The following is a 25996-nucleotide window of genomic DNA, read 5'->3' as shown; positions in this document are numbered from 1 at the left end:
TGTCAGGGCTGTGCCCCGTTCGCCATCCCTCGCGCCCTGCCGGCGGCCACCCGGCGCGGCGAGGATGAGCCGACCGCACAAGATCCCTGCGAATCCGCGCACCCGCCGTTCGGCGGGTGGACCCGCGGTGGAAGGAATCCACGTTGCTGCTTCTCATCTCCCCGGACGGTGTCGAAGAGGCCCTCGCGTGCGCGAAGGCGGCGGAACACCTCGACATCGTCGACGTCAAGAAGCCCGACGAGGGCTCGCTCGGCGCGAACTACCCCTGGGTCATCAGGGAGATCCGCGGAGCGGTCCCGGCGGACACCCCGGTGTCCGCCACGGTGGGAGACGTGCCGTACAAGCCCGGCACGGTGGCCCAGGCGGCGCTCGGCGCGGCCGTCTCCGGGGCCACCTACATCAAGGTCGGCCTCTACGGGTGCACGACGCCCGACCAGGCCATCGAGGTCATGCGCGGAGTCGTGCGGGCCGTGAAGGACTTCCGGCCGGACGCGTTCGTCGTCGCCTCGGGCTACGCCGACGCCCACCGGATCGGCTGCGTCAGCCCGCTCGCGCTGCCCGACATCGCCCACCGCTCCGGGTCCGACGCGGCCATGCTCGACACCGCGATCAAGGACGGCACCCGGCTGTTCGACCATGTGCCGCCCGATGCCTGCGCGGAGTTCGTCCGGCTGGCCCACGAGGCCGGTCTGCTCGCCGCCCTCGCGGGCAGCGTGAAGTCGGAGGATCTCGCCACACTGACCCGGATCGGGACGGACATCGTGGGCGTGCGCGGGGCGGTCTGCGAGGGCGGCGACCGCAACACCGGGCGGATCCAGCCCCGGTTGGTGGCCGCCTTCCGGGCGGAGATGGACCGGCACGCCCGGGAGCACGCGGCCGCCCCGGCCGCGAGCTGACCGCCGGCATGGACCCGCAGCGGCTCCGCCCCGGACCGGTGTCCCGCGGTGGGCACTTCACCGTCCTCGATCCAGCGACGGGCGAGGACTTCGACGAGGCTCCCGACCAGCGGGCGGAGGAGCTGGACGCGGTGGTCGGCCGGGCTCACGAGGCCTGGCCGAGCTGGCGGGCCGACCCCGCCGCCCGCGCCACCGCGCTGCTGGCGGCGGCCGACGCCGTGGAGGCGGCCGGGGCGGAGCTCGCTCCCCTGCTCACCCGCGAGCAGGGGAAACCGCTGGCCGAGTCGTACGCGGAGGTCGCCCGTACGGCGGCCCGCCTGCGTCACTTCGCCGCGTCGGCCCCCGAGACCCGTACGATCACCGACGGTCGGCCCGGGCACAGCGAGATCCGCTGGCGGCCGCTCGGGCCCGTCGCCGCCATCGTCCCGTGGAACTTTCCGCTCCAGCTGGCGTCGGCGAAGTTCGCGCCCGCGCTCGCCGCGGGCAACACGGTGGTGCTCAAGCCCTCGCCCTGCACGCCGCTGGCCACCCGGCTGCTGGGCTCCGTCCTGTCGGCCGCTCTCCCCGAGGGCGTGCTGAGCATCGTCACCGGCCGGGAGCCCCTCGGCGCCCGCCTCGCGTCGCACCCGGGGATCCGCCATGTGACCTTCACCGGTTCGGTCCCCACCGGGCGGGCCGTCGCGGCCGGTGCGGCGCCCGGCCTGGCCCGGGTCACCCTGGAGCTGGGCGGCAACGACGCCGCGATCCTGCTGGACGACGTGGATGTGGAGCGGATCGCGGACCGGCTGTTCTGGGCGGCGTTCCGTAACTGCGGTCAGGTCTGCATGGCGGTCAAGCGCGTCTACGCCCCGGCCCGGCTCCACTCCCGGGTGGTCGAGGCGCTCGCGGAACGCGCGAAGACCGTGGTCGTCGGAGCCGGTCTCGACCCGGGTACGGAGCTGGGGCCGCTCAACAACGCCGCCCAACTGGCCCGGGTGGAGGGGTACACGGCCCGCGCGCTGGCGGACGGGGCCCGGGCCGTGGCCGGCGGTCACCGGCTGGACCGGCCGGGCTACTTCCACGCCCCGACCGTGCTCGCCGATGTGGAGCCCGACAGCCCGGTGGTGACGGAGGAGCAGTTCGGTCCGGTCCTGCCGGTGCTGCCGTACGGGAGCATCGACGAGGCCGTCGAGGCGGCCAACGCCACCCGTTTCGGTCTCGGCGGCTCGGTCTGGGGGACCGACCTGGACCGGGCGGAGGCGGTGGCCGACCGGCTGGAGTGCGGGACGGCGTGGATCAACCACCACGCCGAGCTCTCCCTCGCCCAGCCCTTCGCCGGGGTCAAGGAGAGCGGCGTCGGCGTCGCGGGCGGGCCGTGGGGGCTGTACGGGAACCTCCGGCCGTTCGTCGTGCACCGTGCGAGGGAGGTCGGAGGATGAGATTCGGCGCGGCGGTACTGCGCTCGTACGAGGACCCGTTCAGCGTCGAGGAGGTGATGCTGAACGCGGGGCCGGCCGCCGGGGAGATCCTGGTCCGGATCGCGGGTTGCGGCATGTGCCGGACCGATCTCGCCGTCCGCCGTTCGGCGGGCCGCTCACCGCTGCCGGCGGTGCTGGGCCACGAGGGGGCCGGGGTGGTGGTGGAGACGGGCGGCCCGGACACCGGTCTGAGCCCCGGCGACCATGTGGTGCTGAGCTTCGACTCCTGCGGGCACTGCCGAAGCTGCCTGGGTGCGGCCCCCGCCTACTGCGACCGGTTCGCCGCGCTCAACCTCTTCGGGGGACGTACGGAGAACGCCGCCCGGTTCACCGACGCGGCCGGGGGCGCGTTGGCCCCCCGGTGGTTCGGCCAGTCCTCGTTCGCGGAGTACGCGATGGTCCCGGCCCGGAACGCCGTACGGGTCGACCCCGCACTCCCCCTCGAACTGCTCGGGCCGCTCGGCTGCGGTTTCCTCACCGGCGCCGGGGCGGTCCTGAACTCCTTCGGCGCGGGCCCCGGCGACACCGTCGTGGTCCTCGGCACCGGAGCGGTGGGGCTGGCCGCGGTCATGGCGGCCGGCGCCGCCGGGGCCGTAGCGATCGCGGTCGACCGGCACCCCGAACGCCTCGCTCTCGCCGAGAAGTTGAGCGCGACCCCGGTGCACTCCGACTCCGCCGGGCTGCCGGACCGCATCCGGCGGCTGACGGACGGCGGCGCGCGGTACGCCCTCGACACCACGGGGTCCGCCCGGTTGATCAACGACGCGCTCCGGGCGCTGCGCCCGACCGGCCACCTCGGGCTGGTGGCCCGGCTGCACACCGCGCTGCCGCTGGAGCCGGGGACGCTGGACCGGGGCCGGAAGATCTCCCACATCTGCGAGGGCGACGCGGTGCCGGCCCTGCTGATCCCCCGGCTGACCGGGCTGTGGGAGGCCGGGCTGTTCCCCTTCGACCAGCTGATCCGTACGTACCCGCTCGCCGACATCGACGAGGCCGAACGCGACTGCGAGCTGGGCCGCGTGGTGAAACCGGTCCTCGTTCCGTGACACCGCCGGGAAACACGTGAATTCACCGACACCATGGGAGTGCATATGGTCGACACGGCGCACCGGAACACCGGTGTGGAGGGTGTGGCGGGAGGGGTCGGTGTGACCGCTCTGCTGGTCGCCGCGGCGCGGGCGATCGAGACGCATCGCCCCGACAGCCTGGCGCGGGACGTCTACGCGGAGCACTTCGTGCGCGCGGCACCGGCGTCCACGGGCTGGCCGGTCCACCCCCGGGAGGTCCCGGACGGGGACACGAACCCGCTGTGGGGGCGGTTCGCGCGGTACTTCGGGCTGCGGACGCGGGTCCTCGACGACTTCCTTCTGCGGTCGGCGCACGCGGGGAACGCGCGCCAGGTGGTCCTGCTCGGTGCGGGGCTGGACTCCCGTGCGTTCCGGCTGGACTGGCCTCCCGGCTGTGTGGTCTTCGAGATCGACCGGGAGGGGGTCCTGGCGTTCAAGCACCGGGTGCTCGGCGGTCTTTCGGCCACCCCGAAGGCGGCACGCGTACCGGTCCCGATGGATCTGCGCGACGACTGGGCCGGCGCCCTGCCCGGCGCCGGCTTCGATCCGGCCGCGCCGAGCGTCTGGCTGGTCGAGGGGCTGCTGTTCTATCTGCCGCCCGCCGCCGAGACGTATCTCATCGACACGGTGGACCGGCTCAGTGCCGGGGGCAGCGCACTGGCCTTCGAGGTCAAGCTCGACAAGGACCTGTTGGAGTACCGCGACAGCCCGCTCTACACCGCCACGAAACACCAGATCGGCATCGACCTGCTGAACCTGTTCGACCGGGAGCCGCGGCCCGACTCGGCCGGGCGGCTGACGGACCACGGCTGGTCCACCTCGGTCCGCACCCCTTTCGACTTCACCCGCCTGCACGGGCGCGGCCCGCTGCCCGAGCCGAACGACGCGCTGGCGGGCAACCGTTGGGTGTTCGCGGACCGGCCCCGGCGGTAGCCCCCGGGGCGTACGCGGCGGGCCGAGCGCCGGTCAGCGCTCCCTGGCTCCTTCGCCGGCGGTGGCGGCGTCCGCCCGTTCCGGGGCGGACGCCGCTACGCGCTTCGCCCGCTCGGCGGCCGCGTCGAGGTCGGCCCGCCTGCTCCTCAAGAGCTGTTCGGTGGCGGCGGCGTGCTCGGCCACCGCCGGGTCGGGGCCGGCCGCGGCCTTCGCCAGGGCGGGCTCGGCCACGTCGCCGAGGTCGACCAGGGCGCGGCTCAGACTCAGCCGCAGACTGCGGTTGCCGCGACCGAGCTCCCTGACCAGTTCGTCGGTCAGGTCCTGCTCCTCGCCTTCGGGTACGAGGGAGACCGCGACGCGCCACGCGGTCCGGGCGGTCTCGTCGTCGGCGTCGTGCAGCATGTCGCGCGTGATCCAGTCCCACGCGGCCCTGTCGCCGATCTTGGAGAGGGTGTGCATCGCCTGGCTGCGGGCCTGGGCGCGCTCGGAGCCGAGTTCCTGACGGATCCGGGGCAGGGTGATCTCCGGCGCGTAACGCATCAGCGCCCAGGACAGCGTGTCCCGCACGAAGAGGTCCGGCTCGACCCCGCACCGCTCGACGAGCGTCTCCAGGAGTGCGGGATCGGGGGCCGAGCCGACCGACATGGCGGCCTGGAGCCGGACCGACGGATCCTGGGCGCTCAGGGCGTTGACCAGGCGTATGTGGCGCGGGGTTCCGTTCGTGTCGATCGGGACCACCTCCTGCGTGTAGGGAGGGAACTTGTCGTTGTGACAGGGCTGCTGCCCGCCCCGGTCGGAGGCGGGACGGACACGGATGTCAGGAGGAAGCGGGCGTCCGCAACATCGACGACAGCGTGCTGTCGAGGATGTCGGGGACGTCCTTGACCTTGAGGTGCCGTGCGTCGGCCTCGGCCGCCGCGGCGTGCAGCAAGCTGTAGAAGGTGGTCACCAGCCAGGACAGCGGCAGGTCGGTGCGGAACACGCCCTGCTCCTGTCCACGGACCAGGACCCGCTCCACCCGTGCGAGCACCTTCTCGTGGTGCCTGCGGTGCCGGGCCGGGGCGATGACGCCCTGGGACGCGGCGAGCAGGAACGCATGGCGTTCGAGGATCCGCCAGCCGGATCGGACGAGCAGGGAGAAGGCCTCGTCGGCCGGCCCCTCGTCGAGCACCTGGGCCCCCAGCGCCGCGTCCGCCTGCTCGACGGAGTGCTCGAGCACCGCGTCGAGCAGGTCCTCGCGGGACGGGAAGTGCGCATACAGCGTGACCCGGCTCACCCCGGCCGCGCCGGCGACCGCGGACAGGCTGACGTTGGGGTCCTTGCGGAAGCAGTCGAGGGCGGCGGCGACGATGGACGCGATACTGCGCTCCGCGTCCGCGCGGCGGCGCGGCTCCGCCGCCCCCGGCGGGGTGCCGGTCGGAAGCGGGGGCGACGCTGCGGTCACGGCACACTCCTTAAATTGAACACCACTGTTCGGGTTGAGGATAGCGCGGAGCATGGCACAAGTCGAACAGATCTGTAAAGGTTGCCGACCGCCACGACAGGCCCCGCCCCTCCGCACCCGCACGGGGTGTTCACCCGCCCTCCGGCAAGGTGGCCTCTTGGCGAGCTCCCCCGCTACCAGCCCGCCTTCACCGCGTTGTAGGCCGTGCGGCAGTCGGCGTTGGTGGCTTCCGCGGCCAGCTTCTCCATGGAGTTGCGCCAGACCTTCTTGGCCAGCTTCTCCAGCTCGCGGGTCTCGGCGGGGACGTTCGGGGCGTACTTCTTGAGCGTCTGCAGCGAGGACCTGGCGAACTTGTTGCACACGGGTCCGGCGGCGTTCCGGTAGCGGGTGTCCAGGTCCGTGGCGACGGCCTGCCCGTTCTGGGTCGCCCAGGTGTTCCAGGCCGCGCACGCCACCTCGGTGAGCGCCTCCTGGTCGGCCTCACTCAGCCCCAGCACCTGGCCCAGCATGGCGTTCTTGGCCTTGTCGGGGACCGTGAAGTCCACGACGGGGAACTTGTCGAGGGTTTCGAGCAGCGCCTCCTGACACGCGGGGGGCATCGGGGCCGCCTGCGCGGTGGAGGGAGCGGCCAGTGCGGAGGCGGAGACCAGAACCGCGGTGAGGACCGTGCGCCGGACAGTACGCGAAAGGGTCATGGGGCAGTGCTCCTTGCGGGGAAACAGGAAGGGAGGGGGTGTCGGTCCGGGCGCCGCTTCAGCGCCCGACGGCTACAGAACGATCACCGCCTTCCCAGGTCACGGGCCGGTCGAGGGCGTTGCGGGTACGCCGGCGGAAGACCAGGAATCCGGCCGCCGCGGCGCCGATGAGCCACAGGCACTGGATCACGATGCCCCGGACGGCCGACGCGTCGGAGAAGGCGGCGGACATGCTGGCCTGCACGGCTCCGTACGTCGGCAGGAAACGCACGACCGCGCTGTCCGACCCGGAGCTGGAGAGGGGATTCTGCAGGGCGACGTCGAGGATGCTGATCATCAGGATGGCGAACATGCCCTCGACCTCGCGGCGGAGTACCGACCCGAGGACGACGCCGAGCGCACCGTAGGTCAGAGCGGCGCAGAACAGCGCGGCGGCGAGCAGGAGGGGCTGTTCCGGCGGCCAGGAGACCCCGACGGCGACCGTGGCGTACACCGCGATGGCGACACACACCAGGGTGAGCGCGGTGAGCTTGGCGAGGACGAGGTGATACCGGGGGTAGCCCGCCATCGCGAGGCGGCGGTCGAAGGCGCCTCCCGTGAAGGTGGCCGCGAACATCATGAACCCGGCGATCAGGGTGACCGCGTTCAGCGCACCGGTGATCTGGGTGAGGTGGTTGCCGGGCGGGGACAGGATCTCACCGGTGGCCCGCAGCCGGAACGGGGCCGGCTGGTCGGGGATGGTCACATAGGCGAGGGCGATCCACACGGGGATGTACACGACCACCAGGAGCATCGCGAACCGGTTGCGGGCGTGGCCGATCAACGCGTACTTGGACGCCGTGGTGAACAGCTGCCGGTGCCGCCTCATACCGCCGCCGCCTCCGTGCGTCGTTCCTGGCGCTCCAGGCGCCCGTTCTCCAGCCGCCAGAGCTGGTCCAGCCGGTCGATGTCGTAGGCCAGGTGGGAGATGACCAGCACCGAGTGCCCGGCGTCGCGCAGTCGCTCCGCCAGCTCCCAGAAGCGCAGATACGTCTCCCAGTCGAAGCCCTGGTAGGGCTCGTCGAGCAGGAGTACGTCCGGGTCGTGCATGAGCGCCAGGGTCAGGTTGAGCTTCTGCCGGGAGCCCCCGCTGAGCAGGCCGGCCCGCTGGTCGAGGTACTCGGTGAAGGCCAGGGTCTCCATCACCTCTTCGGCCCGTCGCAGGTTCGCCAGACCGAACGCGCTCCTGAAGAAGTCGAGGTGCTGGCGGACGGTGAAGGAGTCGTCCAGGACCACGGACTGCGGGCAGTAGCCGAATCTGCCGCTGTGCCGCACCGAGCCGCGGTCCGGCCTCAGTTCACCGGCGAGGATCTTCAGCAGCGTGGTCTTGCCCGCGCCGTTCTCCCCGACGATCCCGGCGAGGGTGCCGGGCCGCAGCCGTAGGTCGATGCCCCGGAGAACGGCATGCTGCCGGTAGGAGTGGTGCACATCGGTGACGTCCATCGCGTTGCTCCGTCGTCCCAGGTGTTCCTGATGGCCCGCGGAAATCCGTCCGCGTCGCGTGGTGGGCGGCCCCCGCCCGGCTCATACCGGCGTCGAGCTCTCCGCCAGCTCGCCCACGGCCTGCTCCCACAGCTCCGGCAGCTCCTCCCCCAGCGGCAGGGCGCGGTCGGCGACGAAGGACACCTCGGCCCAGTCGCCGAAGAACGACAACCCCACGGCGAAGAGGTGCCCCGGCACGAGCAGGGGCAGCAGGGCGGTGCCCGTCACCTGCGTCTCCCCCAGACTCCCCCGGTCGGCGAGGGGCATGGAGGTGGCCATGACGTTGGTGACGCGAGGGGAGAGCATCCTGCGCAGGTACCACTCGGTGGGGCGGTCCGGCATGAAGCGGACCAGGTCCTGAATGGCCTGCCGCCAGGTCTCGCCCCGCAGCTTCCGGGTCGTCGCCATGACGTGATCCAGCCGTCGCAGGGGTGCCTGTGGGTTCCGGGAACCGTCCGGGAGTTCCCGGGCGGTGCGCACGGACAGCTCGATGGGCAGGGCGAAGCAGCGGTTTCCCCAGGTCTGTTCCTCGTCCGCGCGGCGTGCGTCGACGGGCAGCACGGCCGTCACCCGGGGCAGGGTCACGCCGGCGCGCGCCGACCAGACCGACAACGCCCCGGCGAGGGCGGCCAGATGCACATCGTGGGCGGAGCCGCCCCGTCCGGCGCCGATCCGGCGCAGGGTGTCCGACGGTACGCGGCCGCGCCACAGCCGCCGTTCCCCGGAAGGCGTGAAGGCCGCGTCCGGGCGGTGACCGCGTACGGCGAGGGAGCCTGCCAGGAACCTGGCGGCGAGACCGACGGCCGCGCCGACCCGTCGGGGCGCCCCGGACAGACCGCTTCGGCCCGGTACCGGGCGCGCCGACGGCTCGCCACCGCCCAGCATGGTCCGGAAGGTCACGGCGGCGGCCGCGCCGTCCTGGCAGGCGTGGTGGAAGCGGTAGCAGACGGCGTACGCGTCGGGTTCATGGCCGTGGATCAGCCAGACCCCCCAGTAGGCGCCGGGCGCGAACGGGGCGTTGAGCGCGGTGTGCAGGGCGGAGTCCCAGCCGGCGGGTCCGTCGGCGACCACCTCGTGCACCTGCCGGTCGACGGCGAAATCCCCGTCCGGCTGCCACCGTGACCGCCGGCCGCCCATCACCCGGCTCGTGAGCAGGGGCAGTTCGCCGAGGCGGAAGCCCACGTACGCGCGCAGGTCCGCCAGGGACGGCGGCGGTCCGCCGAGGTAGGCGACGCCGCCGGCGTCCCAGCGGACGTGCGGCCGACGGCGCTCCAGGTTGAGGAACGCCCGGTCGACCGAGTGGGTGGGGTGGCGGGGCGCGGGAACGGACGGCTCGGGCGGAGCGGACGAGGTGGATGACGTGGATGAGGTCGCCGGGGTGAGCGGCGGAGCGGACGGGGTGCACTGCTCGGAATCAGGCATGAGGCTTCGGGGCTCCCATTCGGGCCGGGGGCGGTCGTGCTGACGGCCGGAGGGCAGTGGGACGTGAGCGGCAGGAGGCCACCGGTATCCGGGCGCGGCCCACCCGTCCGGACCGGCCCCGCGCACTGCCCGGACCGGCCGACCATCAGGATGACCATCGCCCGGAGCTGTTCCGTCCGGCGTCCGCACGCCGCCCCGGCCCCGGCCGCCGGATTCCGGCCGGCCCCGCGGCCGTCGGCCGCATCCGCCATCGGACCTCTCGGCCCCCGGTTTCCCTGTCCTGACGGGCTCGGCTGCCCCACGCGCCCGCGATCGCCGTCGACAGGGCGACCCTCGAGGGAATGGTTCGGCCCGCTGCGGCGGGTTCCCCCGAAAGGAGGACAGGGCTCCGATCACCGCCGTACGGCTCCGCCCGTGCACGGCTGCCGCGCAGGTGAGGGGCCGCCCGGCCCGCACCGGACCGGCGGCTCTTCACCGGTCTCGGGGTGACGTACTTCGTTCGGGTGAGCAGCAGAGATCGAGGCGCGTTCTCCGTCCCTCTTCTGCCATTGTGTGCCGTGCGCCGGAGATCACCGGGTCCGAAGGGCCCGAGAACCCCCGTCCGGACGGGTGGTCGGAGAACCGGCGAACAAGCACCAGCCGCAACCGGACCGGCCGGACGAGCCGGACCGTGCGCGGTGCGATCGCCGGTGACGATCCGCGACGCAGGACGGCCGGTGCCGTCGTCCTCCTCTCGCGCCCGGTCTCCGCAACGGCAGCACCGCCCCCCCCCTGTCTCCTCATCTCCTCTCTCCGCACACGGCCGGCGATCCGCCCCCTCTCACCGCCCTTGGAGCCACGCTCGTGCACGTCGCACTCACCGGCGCCACCGGATTCCTCGGACTGCGTCTGTTACGTCGCCTGCTCGGCACCCATCGGTCGGTGACGATCCTGGCCCACGCCGGGTCGGGGGACGCGCTGCACCGCATCACCCGGTTCTTCGAAGTGACGGGCGCGCCGAGGGCGTTCGTCTCCCGGCTCCCCCATCGGCTGCGGGTGGTGGAGAGCGATCTGGCGCTGCCCCGGCTGGGGCTGCCCGCACGGACGTTCCAGGAGCTGGCCGACAGCCTCGGCACGATCTGGCACAGTGCGGGCAGCATCAATCTGGAGGGGGACCTTCCCGAGCTGCGCCGGATCAACGTGGACGGGACCCGGCATGTTCTGGAGCTCGCGGCCTCGGGCCGTGGGTCACCCGTGGTCCATCACGTGAGCACCGCGTTCGTGGCCGGGGCGCGACGGGACGGTGTGGCGTACGAGGACGAGCTGGACGACGCCGGTGGCTTCGAGAACGCCTACGAACGGTCCAAGTACGAGGCGGAGCTGCTGGTTCGCGCCTGGTCCCGGGAGCACGGCCGGCCGGTCCTGGTGCTGCGGCCGAGCATCCTGGTCACGGACCTGCCGCCGCACCCCGAGCTGCCCTCGCACCCGCTGCAGGTCGTCGAGCGGATCCTGCACGACGCGCAGAGTGCCGCCGCCGCGAGCCCGGGCCCGCACGGCGGCCCGGGCACGTCGGGCGACGCCTCCGGGCCCCGGCCCCGCGTCCGCACCGTGGGGCATCCGCACGGCCGGCTGAACCTGTTGCAGGTGGAGCACGCGGCCGAGGTCATGGTGCGGCTGGCCGGTCTGCCGCCCTCGGGCGGGGTCGACACGTACCACGTCGTCCATGACCGCGATGTGCCCGTGCCGGTGGTCGTGGCCCTGCTGGAACGACTGGTCCCGATCGCGATCGACCTGGTGGCCGCCAAGCCGGACAACCCGTCGGCGCTGGAGGCGCTGATGGACTTCTACCCGGGGCTGACGGCCTACCTCGCCCACCGGCGGCGGTTCGACGACACCCGGGTCAGGGCCCGGCTGGGTCCGTCGGCGGTCTCGGCCCCGGTGGGTCTCGACTACCTCTGGTCCGGTCTGGCCCCGCGGGACAGGCCCCTCCCCCTGCCGCCGGAGACACCCGCGGCCCTCCGCTGACCTGCCGACCTCCTCTCCCGTTTCCCGTTGGAGCCTTCGCGTGTCCGTCCTCACTGTTCCCGGCGCCACCGCCGCGTCCCCGCCGGTCTTCTCGCCCGAGGGGATCGCGGCCCATGCCCGGCGGATCCGGGAACCCGTCCACGTCGTCAGTGGGCCGGACGGCCGGGAGCTGGGGCTCGCGACCGGCCCGCTGCCCGGCGGCCCGGTGCTCGGCACGCTGCCACCGCTCTACCCCGAGTGGCTCGGCGGCCGTACCTTCTGCGAGGCGCACGGCGTCCGCTTCCCCTATGTCGCCGGTGAGATGGCGAACGGCATCGCGACCACCCGCATGGTCGCGGCGACGGCCCGGGCGGAGATGCTCGGCTTCTTCGGGGCGGGGGGTCTGGCGTACGCCGAGGTGGAGCGGGCCGTGCACACGCTCGCGCACGAGCTGGGGTCCCGCCCGAACTGGGGTGTCAACCTCATCCATTCACCGGCCGAACCGGCGCTGGAGTTCCGCGTCGCCGAGTTGCTGCTGCGCTGCGGTGTCCCCCGGATCTCCGCCTCGGCGTTCATGGAGCTGACTCCGGCGGTCGTGCTGTGCGCGGCCCACGGGCTGCGCCGGGGCGCGGACGGCGACGTCGTCCGGCGTACGCGCCTGTTCGCCAAGGTCTCCCGCCCCGAGGTGGCCGAGAGGTTCCTCTCCCACGCCCCGCCCGCCCTGCTGGAGCATCTCGTCGCCCGGGGGAAGCTCACCCGCGCGGAGGCGGAGCTGGCGGCCCTGGTGCCGGTGGCCGAGGACATCACCGTGGAGGCGGACAGCGGTGGGCACACCGACAACCGGCCGTTGTCGGTCCTGCTGCCGAGGATCACCGCCCTGCGCGACGCGTTGTGCCGGCGGTTCGGATACCGCCGGCCGGTCCGGCTCGGCGCGGCCGGCGGTCTCGGCACACCGGACGCGGTGGCCGGCGCCTTCGCCCTCGGCGCGTCCTATGTCGTCGTCGGGTCGGTGAACCAGACGGCGGTCGAGGCCGGCCTGTCCGACGAGGCCAAGGCGATGCTCTGCGAGGCGGACGTCGCCGATGTGGCCATGGCGCCCTCGGCCGACATGTTCGAGCTCGGCGTGAAGGTGCAGGTGCTGTCCCGGGGAACGATGTTCGCGCAGCGGGCCGGCCGGCTGTTCGCGGCGTACCGGGCCCACGGCTCACTGGAGGAGATCCCGTCCGCGCTGCGCGCCTCGATCGAACGCGATGTGCTGCGCGCCCCGTTCGAGGAGACCTGGCTGCGAACGCGCGCGTTCTGGGAGCAGCGCGATCCCACGGAGATCGCCCGTGCGGAGGCCGACCCGAAGCACCTCATGGCCCTGGTCTTCCGGGGGTATCTGGGGCAGTCCAGCCGGTGGGCGATCTCCGGGGAGGGGGCGCGGCGGGCCGACTACCAGATCTGGTGCGGGCCCGCGATGGGCGCGTTCAACCGGTGGGTGGCGGGCACGTTCCTCGCCGATCCGGCGCACCGGTCCGTGGTGCAGATCGCGCTGAATCTCCTCGAAGGGGCCGCCGTGCTCACCCGCGCCCATCAACTGCGCACCTACGGCGTCCCGTTGCCCACCGAAGCGTTCGCCTACACGCCGTGCGAGCTGGCGTGAGCGGCCCCGGAGCCACCGAGGATCCGGAAGCAACGACCGTTCGACCCCGAGGAGAGACCGTGCCCGGCTCCACCCCACGCCAGGTCCCCGTCGCAGTGGTCGGCGTGGGCGCCCTGGTGCCCGGCGCGACGGACGCGGCCGGCTACTGGCGGATCGTGACCGACGGCCGCGACCTGCTCACCGAGGTGCCCGCATCCCGCTGGCGGGTGGAGGACCACTACGACCCGGATCCGGCCGCCCCCGACAAGACGTACGCCCGTCGGGGCGCCTTCCTTCCCGAGGTGGACTTCGACCCGATGGCCTACGGGGTGCCCCCCGCCAACCTGCCGGCGACGGACACCTCCCAGCTGCTCGCCCTGATGGTCGCCGACCAGGTGCTGAAGGATGCCGGCGGCCTGGCCGGGGTGGACCGGGACCGGACCGGTGTCGTTCTCGGCGCGGCCGCCCTCGAACTGCTTCCGCACATGTACGGGCGTGCCCAGCGCCCGCTGTGGCTCGCGGGTCTGCGGGAGAGCGGGCTCGGCGAGGCCGAGGCGGAAGCGGTGTGCGACCGCATCGCGGCCCGCTTCGAGCCGTGGCGGGAGTCGTCCTTCCCCGGGCTGCTCGGCAATGTCGTGGCGGGCCGGATCGCCAACCGGTTCGATCTGCACGGCATCAACCACACCACCGACGCGGCCTGTGCCAGTTCGCTGGCGGCCCTGTCGACGGCGGTCGGTGAGCTGTCGCTCGGCCGGGCCGACCTGGTGATCAGCGGTGGCGTGGACACCGGGAACGACATCGGCATGTTCCTGTGCTTCTCCAAGACGCCCGCGCTCTCCCCCACCGGCGACTGCCGGCCGTTCTCGGCCGCGGCCGACGGCACCATGCTCGGCGAAGCGGTCGTCATGTACGCGCTGAAGCGGTTGTCCGACGCGGAGCGTGACGGTGATCGGATCCACGCGGTGATCCGGGGCATCGGCACCTCCTCCGACGGCAGGAGTACGGCGATCTACGCCCCGCTGCCCGACGGTCAGGCGCGGGCCCTGCGACGCGCCTACGAGGAGGCCGGCTACGGGCCGGAGACCGTGGAGCTGGTCGAGGCGCACGGGACCGGCACGAAGGCCGGGGACACCGCCGAACTGGCCGCGCTCACCGAGGTGTTCGCCGCTTCGGGGCGTCCGGACGGGCAGTGGTGTGCGATCGGCTCGGTCAAGTCGCAGATCGGCCACACCAAGTGCGCGGCGGGTGCGGCGGGGCTGCTCAAGGCGGTGCTGGCCCTGCACCACAAGGTGCTGCCGCCGACGGTCAAGGTGGAGCGGCCGAACCCGGCGGCCGCCGACCCCGACGGCCCGTTCTACGTCAACACCGAGGCCCGCCCCTGGGTGCGGCCGGCCGGTCATCCGCGCCGGGCGGCGGTGTCGAGTTTCGGCTTCGGCGGCAGCAACTTCCATGTCACGCTGGAGGAGTACACGCCCTCGGCGGCCCCGGGGCGTACGGCTCCGCGCCATCGCACCGCCCCGAGCGAACTCGTCCTGTTCAGCGGCGACTCCCGGTCCGACCTGGTGCCGCCCGTGCCGGACGACGGGCGTCCGCTGGCCGCGCTGGCCCGGAAAAGCCACACCTCCTTCTCCTCCGCCGCCCGGGTGCGGCTGGCCGTCGTCGCCACCGACGCCGAGGACCTGCGGAAGAAGTACGCACAGGCGGCCGAGTTGATCCGGCAGCGGCCCGACGCGGCGTTCTCGACACCGTCCGGCATCCGGTACGCGTACGGGAAGAGCTCGCCCGGCCGTATCGGCTTCCTGTTCCCTGGACAGGGGTCCCAGTACGTCGGGATGGGGGCCGGCCTCGCGATGCTGGCACCGGCCGCCCAGGCCGTGTGGGACCGGCTGGGGCCGACCCGCTTCGACGGGCGGGCCCTGCACCGGGTCGTGTTCCCGCCGCCTTCCTTCATCGACGAGGAACGCACCGCGCGGGCGGCCCTGTTGGACGCCACCGAGTGGGCGCAGCCGGCGCTGGCGGTGCACGCGCTGGCGCTGCTGGAGGTGGTGCGGGGGCTGGGGCTGCGGCCGGACTGCGTGGCGGGCCACAGCTTCGGGGAGCTGGTGGCGCTGCACTGCGCGGGGGTGCTGGACGCCGATGCGCTGGTGGGTCTGGCCCGTCGCCGCGGTGAGCTGATGCGGGACGCGGCGACCACGTCCGGCGCGATGCTGGCGGTGGCGGCGGATCACGCACTGGTGGCCGAGGTGCTGGCCGGTGGAGGCTTCGGTGACCTCTGGCCGGCCAACCACAACTCCCCGCTCCAGACGGTCCTTTCGGGCTCGGTGGAGGCGGTCGGGCGCGCCGAGAAGGCGTTCTCGGCGGCGGGGGTCGGCACCCGCAGGCTGGCCACGTCGACCGCCTTCCACAGTCCGCTGGTCGCCCCGGCCGTCGAACCGCTCGCCGCGTACCTGCGCACGGTGCCGCTCACGAAGCCGGGGATCGAGGTCTACGGCAACGCGGACGCGGAGCCGTATCCGTCCTCGCCCGACGAGGTGCGCGACCGGATCGCCGGCCATCTCGCCTCACCGGTGCTCTTCCAGGACCAGATCGAGGCGATGTACGCGGCGGGGGTACGCACCTTCGTCGAGGTCGGCGCGGGCGCGGCGCTGACCGGCCTGGTCGGGCAGATCCTCGGCGACCGCGAGCACGCGGCGGTGCCCCTGGACCGGCCGGCCCGGCCCGGGGCCGACACCCTGCACGCCGCGCTCGGCGAACTCGCCGTACGCGGTGTCCCCCTCGACCTCGACGCCCTCTGGGCCCCGTACGCCCCGCACGAAGCCTCAGCGAAGGAGCCCGAGCCCCGAATGACCGTAAAGATCAGCGGAGCCAACTACGGTCAGTCGCCGCCGCTCCCCGCCGCGTCCACCGGGCTGCCGCCGCGGGCCACGTCCGTCGAACCGATGCCGCGTGCCGCATCCGTCGAGCCGTCGCCGCCCGCACCGGAGGAGGCGCGGCGACACCTGCCTCGACCCGCTCCCGAACCGGCTCCCGTACCCGTACCCGCATCCGTATCCGTACCTGTTCCCATCCCCGTGTCCGCGTCCCACACCCCGGCGGTTCCCATGCCCGCGCACGTCCCCTTCCCGGTCCACACCCCGCAGCCGTCGGCGTACGGGACGGCTGTCGCCGACGGCGACCGGCTCGCCGCCGTCGAGGGTGTCCATCGGCAGACGGCGGAGGCTCATGCGGCCTGCCAACACCTGCTGACGGAAAGCCACATGGCGTTCCTGCGCATGACCGAGACGACGCTGACCGCCATGCTCGGGGTGCCGGACGCGGGCGGGGCCGTGGAGGTGACGGCCGCTGCGCCACCGCTGCCGCTGCCCCGCGGCTCGTCGTCACCGCGCCCCGCACCGGCGCCCGTGACTCCACCGGCTCAGCCGATCCCGTCGGCTCAGTCGATTCCGTCGGCTCCACCGGCTTCTGTCGCGACCGATGCCCCGGCACCCGCGCCCGTACCCACCTCTTCCGCTCTCACCCCCACGCCCGCTCCCACTCCCGTCGACGACTCGGTGTCCCTGTCACCGTCGGAGCTGGAGGAGTTGCTTCTGTCGGTGGTGGCCCGGCTCACCGGCTATCCCACCGCCATGCTCAACATGGACATGGAGCTGGAGGCGGATCTCGGCGTCGACTCCATCAAGCGCGTCGAGATCCTCTCGGCCGTACGCCGGCAGGTGGGTGACGTGGCGGCGGGAGACGTCGGGCAGCTCGGCAAGCTGCGTACGCTGCGCGAGATCGTCGAGGCGCTCACCGGCGACGCCCGGCCCGCCCGGTCCGCCGGGCCCTCCGTGGTCGCCGAAGCTCCCGCCCCGGTGGAAACGGTCCGCGAGGCTGCCGGACAAACGCCGCTGACACCGCTGACACCGTTGACTCCGCTGACGCGGCTGGTGTCGCGCATGGTGGAGGCACCGGCGTCCGGCCTGGCCACGGCGGGACTGCTGGACGGGCCCGTCGTGGTGACCGGCGAGGGCGGGGACGGGTGCTCGATCGCCTTTCTCGTGGCCCGGAAGCTCACGGAGCACGGCGTGGACGCGACCGCCGCGGCCGAGGTGCCCGAGGGCGCCCGTGGTGTCATCCACCTCGGCGGGCTCACCGCGAGCGACGCTCCGGACGCGGCGCGGGAGGTCCACCGGTCGGCGCTGCGCGCGGCGCGTGCGGTGGCGTCACGCGCGGCGGCGGACGGCGGGGTGTTCGTGAGCGTCCAGGACACCGGGGGCGACTTCGGGCTCGGCGGCCATGCGCCCGGCCGGGCATGGCTGGGCGGGGTCGCCGGGCTGGCCAGGACCGCGGCGAAGGAGTGGCCGGACGCCTCGGTCAAGGTCGTCGACTGCGAGCGGGGCGGCCGGGACGACGAGGAGGTCGCCGAGGCCCTCGTACGGGAACTGCTCCGGGGTGGGGCCGACCAGGAGGTCGGTCTCCGCGCGGACGGCGCTCGCGCTCTGCTGCGGATGGCGCCCGAGGCAGTGACGCCCGGCGGCGCGGGACGGATCACCGCCGACTCGGTGATCGTGGCCACCGGAGGCGCGCGCGGGGTGACCGCCGCCGCCCTGCTCGACCTGGCCAGGACCCACCGTCCGAGGATCGTGCTGCTGGGCAGGACCGATCCGGCCGCCGAGCCGGCCGGACTGGCGTCGGCGACCGACGAGGCGGCGCTCACCCGCCTGCTCGCGGACCGCTCGGCGGAGGTCCCGGCGGACTCCTCGCCCGCCCGGATCGCGGAGCGCGCCCGGGAGGTCCTGGCCGCGCGCGAAGTACGGTCGACCGTGGCGGAGTTGGAGGCTTCGGGGTCAGCCGTCCGATACGTTCGGGTGGACGTCCGCGACGCCGACGCCCTCGCCGCAGCTCTGCGCGAGGTGCGCGAGACGTGGGGGCCGGTCACCGGCATCGTGCACGGTGCGGGAGTGCTGGCCGACAAGCTGATCGCCGACAAGACCGACGAGCAGGCCGAGCTGGTGATGTCCACCAAGGTGGACGCGCTGCGGGCGCTGCTGGCGGCGACGGCGGACGATCCGCTGGACATGATCTGCCTGTTCTCCTCGGTGGCCGCCGTGTTCGGCAACCCGGGGCAGAGCGACTACGCCATGGCCAATGAGGTCATGCGCCAGGTCGCGTCGGCCGAGCAGGCCCGCCGCCCCGGCTGCCTGGTGCGGTGTGTGGCCTGGGGGCCCTGGCAGGGCGGCATGGTCACCCCGGCCCTGGCCGCGCATTTCGGCAGGTCCGGGGTGCCGCTGATCCCCCTGGCGCAGGGTGCGGCCGCCTTCACGGCCGAGCTGGACGGGGCCGTCGGCGAGGTCTGTGTCGTCCTGGCGGCCGGGGACGATCCGGCCGCCCTGTCCCCCGCCGGAGATCCGCGTCGCGCCCAGTTGCTGGTGCGTGCGGACACGCTGCCGCAGTTGGCGGACCACGCGCCCGCCGGGACTCCCGTGCTGCCCGTGGCCCTGGTCCTGGACTGGTTCGCGGGTGCGGCCACGGCCTGGCTGCCGCAGGCCGGGCGGCTGGTCCTGCGCGATCTGCGGGTGTACCAGAAGTACGCCCTGCCGGAGCTGTCCGGGGCGGGCCACCGGATCACCGTGCTCGGCGGCGGGGGCGCGCCCGGTTCGCCGTCGGGTCTGGAGGCGGAACTGCGGGGCGAGGACGGCCCGGCGCACTTCCGGGCCGTGCTGGAGACCGGGGCCGAGGAGCCCGATGCGGCCGCCTGGGGCACCCCGGAGGGCTTGAAGCCGCTCGACCGGACGGATCCGTACGACGGGGACGTCCTCTTCCACGGCCCCCGCTTCCATGCCCTGCGCACGGTGCGCGGTGTCTCGGAGCACGGGGCCGAGGCGACCGTCGCAGGCCTGCGGGCCCTGGGCTGGGAAGCGGATGAGCACGGGCCGCTCGATCCGGCCGCCGTGGACGGCGCGCTCCAACTCGCGCTGCTCTGGGGCGAGAAGGTGCTCGGTGCGGCGTCGCTGCCGATGGCCGTCGCCGAGTGCCGGGTGCACCGGCGGGGACCGGTGGACGGCACCGTGCGCTGTGTGGTGCGGGGACGGAAGACGCACGACACGGGGGCACGCTGCGACGCGGCCCTGATCGACGCCGACGGCTCCGTCCGGCTGGAACTGCTCGGCGTGGAACTCGTCCGCCGCCCCTCCTGAATCCTGGCCCCACTGCCGCCCCTCCTGGCCCCGCCGCCCGGGCCTCGGCCCCGCCGTGAAGCGAGAATCCCCATGCATGTCGAACCGATCGCCGTCGTCGGACGGGGCTGTGTGCTGCCCGGTGCGCTGGACCCGGACACGTTCTGGGAGAACATCGCCGCCGGCCGCGTCAGTCTGTCCGCCGCCCCGGCGGACCGGTGGCGGCTGCCGCGCCGCTGGGCGATGGGCTCGGTGGACGACCACCTCGACCGCACCTGGACCGATGTCGGCGGTTACGTCCACGGGTTCGACTCCGTCTTCGATCCGGGCGGCTTCGACCTCGCCCCGGAGCGGATCGCCTCGCTGGACCCGCTCTTCCACTGGGTCCTGTACGGGGTGCGGCAGGCGCTCACCGAGGCGGGCCGGACAGGCCGCCTGCCGCGCGGGGGGCTGGTGCTGGGGAACCTGTCGTACCCCACACCCGCCGGCGCGGCCTTCGCCGAACACGTCTGGCTGTCCGCACAGCGGCCCGCGCTCCGCGACGCCCTGCTGAAGGATGAGCGTCTTGGCCGCCCGGACGCCCGCAACCGCTTCTCCTCCGGGCTGCCCGCCCGGCTCGCGGCCCGTGCGCTCGGGCTCGGCGCGGGGGCGTGGTCCCTCGACGCCGCCTGCGCGTCCTCGTTGTACGCGATCAAGCTGGCGTGCGACCGGCTGCACGACGGCACGGCCGACCTGATGGTGGCCGGTGCGGTCAGCCGCCCCGATCCCCTCTACCTCCACGTGGGGTTCTGCGGGCTGTCCGCGACGAGCCGCACGGGACGCAGCCGCCCCTTCCACCGGGACGCGGACGGGCTGGTGCACGGCGAGGGCGCCGGGTTCGTCGCCCTGATGCGGCTGTCCGACGCCCGCGCCGCGGAGCTGCCCGTGCTCGGCGTGATCCGTGGCGTGGGGCTGTCCAACGACGGGCGTGGCTCCGGGCTGATCAGCCCCTCGGAGGAGGGTCAGGTGCGGGCCATGCGCCTGGCGTACGAGGTGGCGGGCGTCGCTCCGGAGTCGGTGTCGCTCGTCGAGTGCCATGCGACGGGGACGCCGGTCGGGGACGCGGTGGAGGCGCGCGGCATGGCCCGGGTGTTCGGGGCGGCCGAGGACGTGCCCATCGGTTCGGCGAAGTCGAACGTCGGGCATCTGCTGGCCTCGGCGGGTGTGGCGGGGCTGCTGAAGGTGCTCGGTGCGATGCGTGCGGGGGTGCGCCCGGCGACGCTCGGCGCACCACAGCCCCTGGACGTGCTGGCGGGTACGCCGTTGCGGGTGCTGGCCGCGCCGGAGGAGTGGGTGGGGCCGCGCAGGGCGGCGGTCAGCGCCTTCGGTTTCGGCGGGACCAACGCGCACCTGGTCGTCGACGCCCCGGACAGCGCGGCCCCGCCTGCCGGCCCCCGGCCGGCGCGCGCCCCACTGTCCGCCGCACGGCGTCACGGTCCGGCCGACCGGGCGCCGGAACCGGCTCCGGGGGCCGACGCGCCCCGCACCCGTACACCGGTGGCGATCGTGGCCATCGGCGCCCGGGTCGGCGAGGGAACGTCCACCGAGGATCTGCGCCGGGCGGTGCTGGGCGGTGAACGGCGGGGCCCCGTTGCGGAGATCGCGGTGGAGCTGACGGACCTGTGCTTCCCGCCGCTGGCGCTGGAGCGGGTCGTACGTCATCAACTCCTGGTGCTGGAGGCCGCGCGGGAGGCCGTACGGACGGTGCGGCTGCCCCGCGAGCGGACGATGGTGGTCATCGGTACGGGGGTGGACCCGGAGGTGGCCCGCGCGGGCGCCCGCTGGCGGATTCCGTACTGGCTGGAGCAGTCGGGCGTGCCGGTCACGGACGAGGCGGCGGACCTCGCCCGGGAGGCGTTCACTCCGGCGATGACGGCGGAGGGCGTGGTGGGCAGCATGCCGAACCTCGCGGCGAACCGCATCAGCACCCAACTGGACCTGGCGGGCCCCGGGTTCACGGTGTCGGCGGAGGAGGCGTCCGGGCTGGTGGCGCTGGAGATCGCGGCTCGCGCCATCCGGTCGGGCGAGGCCGACGCCGCTCTCGTCGGCGCCACCGATCTGTCCTGCGAAGCCGTCCACCGGGCCGCCCTGCGGGAGCTCGGCCGTACGGGCGAGGCCGGGGACGCGGCCGTCGTCCTGGTCCTCAAGCCCCTGGACGCGGCCCGCAGGGACGGCGACACGGTCGTCGCGCTGCTGGACGAAGACGAAGAGGCCGCCGGCACACCCGACATGGTCATCGGCGACAGCCCCGACGCGGTGTTCGACCCGGCGTCCGCGTTCGGGCGGGCCCATGCCGCGTGCGGGCTGGTCTCCGTCGCGGTCGCGGCGCTCTCGCTCCAGCACCGCGCGGTCCCCCGCCCGGGCGGCCCTGCGGACACCGCGGCCGTCGCCCACACCGCGCGGGCCGTGGTCACACCGCTGGAGGGGCCGGCCGCGAGCGTACGGCTGCGCGCGGGGGACGCCCGGCCCTGGCTGCGGGGCCCGGCCCCGCGCCTGGAGGTGTTCTCCGGGGCCGACCGCGCGGGAGTACTGGCCGCGTTGGAAGCCGGTACGGAGTCCTCGGCAGGTCCGGCCCGGCTGGCGCTCGTGGTCGACGGCGGCGCCCCGTCGGCGGACCGCAGGGAAGCGGCCCGCCGCTGGCTGACGGAGGGCGGGGTCCGCCCGGCCGACGTCCTGTACCGGGACGGTCCCGTCACCGGGCAGACCGCCTTCGTGTACACGAACGGCTCGGCCGCGTACCCGGGGATGGGCCATGAACTGACCCTCGCCCTCCCCTCCCTGGGCGAGACCGTCCGGGAGAAGCATCGGGCGATGGGGGCCCGGCTGCGGTCGCGGACGGAGCCCGGAGTGCTCGGCCAGATCTGGGCCGTCGCCGAACTGGCCGTCTTCCACACGGTGTTCAGCCGTGAGGTCCTCGGCCTGCGGCCGGACGCCGCGATCGGGTACTCCTCGGGCGAGTCGACGGCCTTGGTCGCGCTGGGCGCCTGGCCGGACGCTCCGGGGCTGTACGAAGCCACCCGGGACAGCGGTCTGTTCACCACCGAACTCACCGGTGAGCTGCGGGCGGTGCGGCGCTACTGGCGGCAGCGGGGCATCCGGGGAGAGAGGTGGTCGAGCTATCTGATCGCCGCACCCGTGGAGGCCGTCCGCGCGGAGCTCACCGGGGAGGCGGCGGTCCATCTGATGGCGGTGAACGCGCCCGGGGTCTGTGTCATCGGGGGCGAGTCCCGGGCGTGCTCGGCCGTCGTGGCCAGGATCGGCGCCGACCTGGCGATCGAGCTGGACTACGACATGGCGGCCCACGCCCCGGAGTTGGCGGAGGTCCGCGAGGTGTGGCGCGCGGCCCACCGCCGTCCCACGGTCGAGGTGCCCGGGGTCCGGTTCTACAGCGGGGCCACCGGACGGGCGTACCGGCCGACGACCGAGCGGGCCGCCGAGGCGCTCACCGCCCAGGGCCTCGGCACGATCGACTTCGCGGCCACGATCGAGCAGGCCTGGGCGGACGGGGTCCGGATCTTCGTGGAGCACGGGCCGCGGAAGCTGTGCACCGGCTGGATCGAGCGGGTGCTCGGCGACCGGGAGCATGTGGCCGTCGCGCTGGACGCCCCGGGCGACACCGGGCTGCGGCAGCTGTGTCTCGCGGTCGGCGAACTCGTCGTCGCCGGAGTGCCGGTGGAGGCCGACGCGCTGCTCGCCCGGCTCGCCGGGGCCGCGACGGAACTCCCGCGCCCCGGCCCCACCGTCACCGTTCCCGTACCCCCTTCTCCGCGCCTGCCGCCCCTGGAGCCCGCCGTGACCGTACTGCCCCGGGCCCCCGAGCTGGCCCCGGTTCCTGACCGGAACCCCGGCCCGCCGCCCACCGACGTGGCCGTCACCGTCGCCGCGCCGCCCTCCGCCCCGGCACAGCGGTCCCGGCCGCCTGCCGGAGCCGACCGGGAGCCGAGGACGGCAGGGGTCGGCGGCATGATCGCCCGGCAGCACCTGCGGGTCGCCGCGCTGCACCAGGAGGTCATGGCCGCGCACGCCGAGGCACACCAGCGGTTCCTGCGCATGTCCGCGCTCGCGGTCACGGCGCTGGCCACAGCAGGAGGCACACCAGGACCCGTACCTGTACCCGACCCCGGCCCCGTGCCTGTAAGCCTGCCCGACCCCGCCCCCACCCCCGTACCCGTACACCAGCCCGGTCCCGGTCCCGGCCCCCGCCCACTGTCCGTTACCCCAGCAGCAGCCACCGGGCCGACGTTCGACCGCGCCCAACTGGAGCATCTGGCCTCCCGCGAGATCTCCACCCTGTTCGGTCCGCGCTTCGCCGAGCAGGACGGATACGCGGTGCAGACCCGGATGCCCGGGCCGCCCATGCTGTTCGCCGACCGGGTCACCGGCATCGACGCGGTGCCCGCGGCGCTCGTGCTGCCGGGTCCGGTCCGTACCGACGGGAGGATCTGGACGGAGACCGACGTCCTGCCCGACAGCTGGTACCTGGATTCCACCGGGCGGATGCCGGCCGGTGTGCTGATCGAGGCGGGCCAGGCCGACCTGCTGCTGCTCAGCTGGCTGGGTGTCGACCTCCTCAACCGGGGTGAGCGCGCCTACCGGCTGCTCGGCTGCGAGGTGACGTTCCACGGCGGCCCGCCCCGACCCGGCGACACCCTGTGCTTCGAGATCCATGTCGACGGCCACGCGGAGGCGGACGGGGTCCGGCTGGCCTTCTTCCACTACGACTGTTACGTGGACGGCGCGTTGCGGCTCAGCGTCCGCGAGGGCCAGGCCGGCTTCTTCACCCCCGCGGAGCTGGCCGGCAGCGGTGGCGTCCGCTGGGATCCGGCCGAGCACGCGCCCGGGGACGACCTGCCGGTCGATCCGCCGGCCGTGCGCTGTGAACGGACCCGGTTCGGCACGGACCGGCTGCGAGCCCTGGCGCAGGGTCGTCCGGCGGACTGCTTCGGGCCCGGCTGGGAGGCGACGGCGGCCCATGTCCGCTCACCCCGGCTGGACGAGGAGCGGCTGCGGCTGCTGGACGAGGTCACGGCGTTCGACCCGTCCGGAGGGCCGTGGGGCCGTGGATATCTGCGCGCGGAGACCGCGTTGTCGCCGGACGACTGGTTCTTCACCGGCCACTTCGAGAACGACCCCTGCATGCCGGGCACGCTGATGCTGCAGGGCGGTCTCCAGGCGATGGCGTTCTACCTGACAGCCATGGGCTTCACCCTCGACCGGGACGGCTGGCGCTTCGAGCCGGTCGACGAGCATCCCGCCAGGGCGATGTGCCGGGGCCAGGCGACCCCGGAGTCCCGACGGGTCGTCTACGAGGTGTTCGTACGCGGCGTCTCGGCCGGTCCGCAACCGACTCTCCACGCCGACGTCCTCGGCTCGGTGGACGGGGCGAAGGCGTTCCTGGGCCGTGGCATGGCGCTCCGGCTGCTCCCCGACTGGCCGCTGTCGCACTGGCGGCACCTGGGCCCACCCGCCGTGCAGGCCGACGGTGTGCCGGTGCCGCTGCCGGTCCTCGCCGGGCTGGCGGGACACCGGGAGGAGAAGCCGGTGGCCGTGGCGGCCGACGGATTCCCCTTCGACCACGCGTCGCTGCTGGCGTGCGCCTGGGGCCGGCCGAGCGAGGCGTTCGGCGCGATGTACGAACCCTTCGACGGCACCCGCCGGGTCGCCAGGCTGCCCGGCCCTCCGTACCACTTCATGAGCCGGATCGTGTCGGTGGACGGTCCGCAGGGCGGGATGCGGGAGGGCAGCGTCGTCGTCGCCGAGTACGACGTACCGGACCGGGCCTGGTATTTCGAGGAGAACCCCGGCCGCACCATGCCGTTCGCCGTCCTCTTGGAGGTCGCGCTGCAGCCCTGCGGGTGGCTGGCCTCGTACGTGGGCAGCGCGACGACCAGCGAGGCGGACCTGCTGTTCCGCAACCTCGACGGGACGGGAACGGTCACCGGCGAGGTCACCCCGGCGACGCGAACGGTCCGCACCAGGGCCGAGCTGACACGCCTCTCGCACAGCGGAGACATGATCATCGAGTCGTTCCGGGTGACGTGCACGGCCGACGACGTAGCCGTGTTCGAACTGTCCACGGTCTTCGGCTACTTCCCCCCGTCGGCCTTCGACGACCAGCAGGGCCTGGCGACTTCGGCGGATGACCGGGCCCGGCTGGACGAGCCCTGCGGCCGTACGGTCGACCTGACCACCCACCCCGCCCGGTACTGCTCCGGGGAGCCGCGCCTGCCGGGGCCGATGCTGCTGATGCTGGACCGGATCACGGGTTACTGGCCGGACGGCGGACGCGCGGGACTCGGCCGGCTGAGGTCGGAGAAGGACGTCCGCCCGGACGCGTGGTTCTTCCGGGCCCACTTCTTCCAGGACCCGGTGCAGCCCGGCTCGCTGGGAATCGAGGCCATGTGCCAGCTGCTCCAGTACCACCTGCTCGAACGCGGCGCGGCCGACGGGATCGTCGCCCCGAGGTTCGAACCGGTGCTGCCCGGCCGCGAGGCGGCCTGGACGTACCGCGGCCAGATCACCCCGGCCAACCGGCTGATCCGGGTGGACATGGACATCGTGGAGAGCGGCACGGATGCGCGGGGGCCCTTTGCCGTGGCGGACGCGTCACTGTGGGGCGACGACACGTGCATCTACCGGGTGCGGGGGCTGGGGATGCGCGTGGTGCCGGGGGCCGTGTACGTACCCGTGCCCGTTCCCGTGACCGTTCCCGTGCCGTGAGCGGGAGCACGCGTCGCTACAGCTCCATGCGCGCGATTCG

At 73.9% G+C, this 25996-nt stretch carries 14 protein-coding genes; 8 read left to right on the top strand and 6 right to left on the bottom strand.

Features of this window, described 5'->3' with window-relative positions:
- Nucleotides 1–143: 143 nt before the first annotated feature.
- From ACIQPT_RS05275 to ACIQPT_RS05260, 4 genes are read left to right on the top strand one after another with little or no spacing between them, the layout of a single operon-like run.
- Nucleotides 144–896 (top strand): (5-formylfuran-3-yl)methyl phosphate synthase, encoded by a 753-nt coding sequence (locus tag ACIQPT_RS05275; protein ID WP_401152890.1) that lies wholly within the window; start codon nt 144–146, stop codon nt 894–896.
- Nucleotides 897–904: 8 nt separating this feature from the next.
- Complete coding sequence (locus tag ACIQPT_RS05270) at nt 905–2314, top strand: aldehyde dehydrogenase family protein (protein WP_401152888.1); 1410 nt, start codon at nt 905–907, stop codon at nt 2312–2314.
- A complete protein-coding gene (locus tag ACIQPT_RS05265; RefSeq protein WP_401152886.1) occupies nt 2311–3399 on the top strand; it encodes an NAD(P)-dependent alcohol dehydrogenase in 1089 nt (362 codons plus the stop codon). The genes ACIQPT_RS05270 and ACIQPT_RS05265 overlap by 4 nt, the downstream gene beginning before the upstream one ends.
- A 45-nt stretch (nt 3400–3444) precedes the next feature.
- Entirely contained in the window at nt 3445–4353 is a 909-nt protein-coding gene (locus tag ACIQPT_RS05260; protein ID WP_401152884.1) for a class I SAM-dependent methyltransferase, read from the top strand.
- Between the two features lie 33 nt (nt 4354–4386).
- Here the strand turns inward: ACIQPT_RS05260 and ACIQPT_RS05255 are convergent, their stop codons facing one another.
- The 6 genes from ACIQPT_RS05255 to ACIQPT_RS05230 form a co-directional block, all read right to left on the bottom strand.
- Nucleotides 4387–5091, bottom strand: a complete 705-nt coding sequence (locus tag ACIQPT_RS05255) for a HEAT repeat domain-containing protein (protein WP_401152882.1) — start codon at nt 5089–5091, stop codon at nt 4387–4389.
- A gap of 79 nt (nt 5092–5170) precedes the next feature.
- Nucleotides 5171–5797 carry a TetR/AcrR family transcriptional regulator gene (locus ACIQPT_RS05250; RefSeq protein WP_401152880.1) on the bottom strand — a complete coding sequence of 209 codons (627 nt, stop codon included), beginning with the start codon at nt 5795–5797 and terminating at the stop codon, nt 5171–5173.
- 173 nt (nt 5798–5970) lie between these two features.
- A complete protein-coding gene (locus ACIQPT_RS05245; RefSeq protein WP_401152879.1) occupies nt 5971–6492 on the bottom strand; it encodes a hypothetical protein in 522 nt (173 codons plus the stop codon).
- Between the two features lie 58 nt (nt 6493–6550).
- A complete protein-coding gene (locus ACIQPT_RS05240) occupies nt 6551–7360 on the bottom strand; it encodes an ABC transporter permease (RefSeq protein ID WP_401152877.1) in 810 nt (269 codons plus the stop codon).
- Nucleotides 7357–7974 (bottom strand): ABC transporter ATP-binding protein, encoded by a 618-nt coding sequence (locus ACIQPT_RS05235; protein WP_401152876.1) that lies wholly within the window; start codon nt 7972–7974, stop codon nt 7357–7359. The genes ACIQPT_RS05240 and ACIQPT_RS05235 overlap by 4 nt, the downstream gene beginning before the upstream one ends.
- A gap of 81 nt (nt 7975–8055) precedes the next feature.
- Nucleotides 8056–9435, bottom strand: a complete 1380-nt coding sequence (locus tag ACIQPT_RS05230) for a hypothetical protein (protein WP_401152874.1) — start codon at nt 9433–9435, stop codon at nt 8056–8058.
- Nucleotides 9436–10278: 843 nt separating this feature from the next.
- Here ACIQPT_RS05230 and ACIQPT_RS05225 point away from each other — a divergent pair.
- From ACIQPT_RS05225 to ACIQPT_RS05210, 4 genes are all read left to right on the top strand, one after another.
- On the top strand, nt 10279–11439 hold the full coding sequence (locus tag ACIQPT_RS05225; protein ID WP_401152872.1) for an SDR family oxidoreductase: 1161 nt from the start codon (nt 10279–10281) through the stop codon (nt 11437–11439).
- A gap of 40 nt (nt 11440–11479) precedes the next feature.
- Complete coding sequence (locus ACIQPT_RS05220) at nt 11480–13063, top strand: PfaD family polyunsaturated fatty acid/polyketide biosynthesis protein (protein ID WP_401152870.1); 1584 nt, start codon at nt 11480–11482, stop codon at nt 13061–13063.
- A gap of 59 nt (nt 13064–13122) precedes the next feature.
- Nucleotides 13123–19218 (top strand): SDR family NAD(P)-dependent oxidoreductase, encoded by a 6096-nt coding sequence (locus tag ACIQPT_RS05215; protein ID WP_401152868.1) that lies wholly within the window; start codon nt 13123–13125, stop codon nt 19216–19218.
- 72 nt (nt 19219–19290) lie between these two features.
- Nucleotides 19291–25956: a beta-ketoacyl synthase N-terminal-like domain-containing protein gene (locus tag ACIQPT_RS05210; RefSeq protein ID WP_401152867.1), complete on the top strand. Its 6666-nt coding sequence runs from the start codon at nt 19291–19293 to the stop codon at nt 25954–25956.
- The last annotated feature ends 40 nt before the right edge of the window (nt 25957–25996 follow it).

It is taken from the genome of Streptomyces sp. NPDC091289 (assembly GCF_044757365.1).
Lineage (GTDB): Bacteria > Actinomycetota > Actinomycetes > Streptomycetales > Streptomycetaceae > Streptomyces.
Note: the sequence above shows the minus strand (reverse complement) of the source record. Positions and strands in the feature narration are given on the sequence as shown.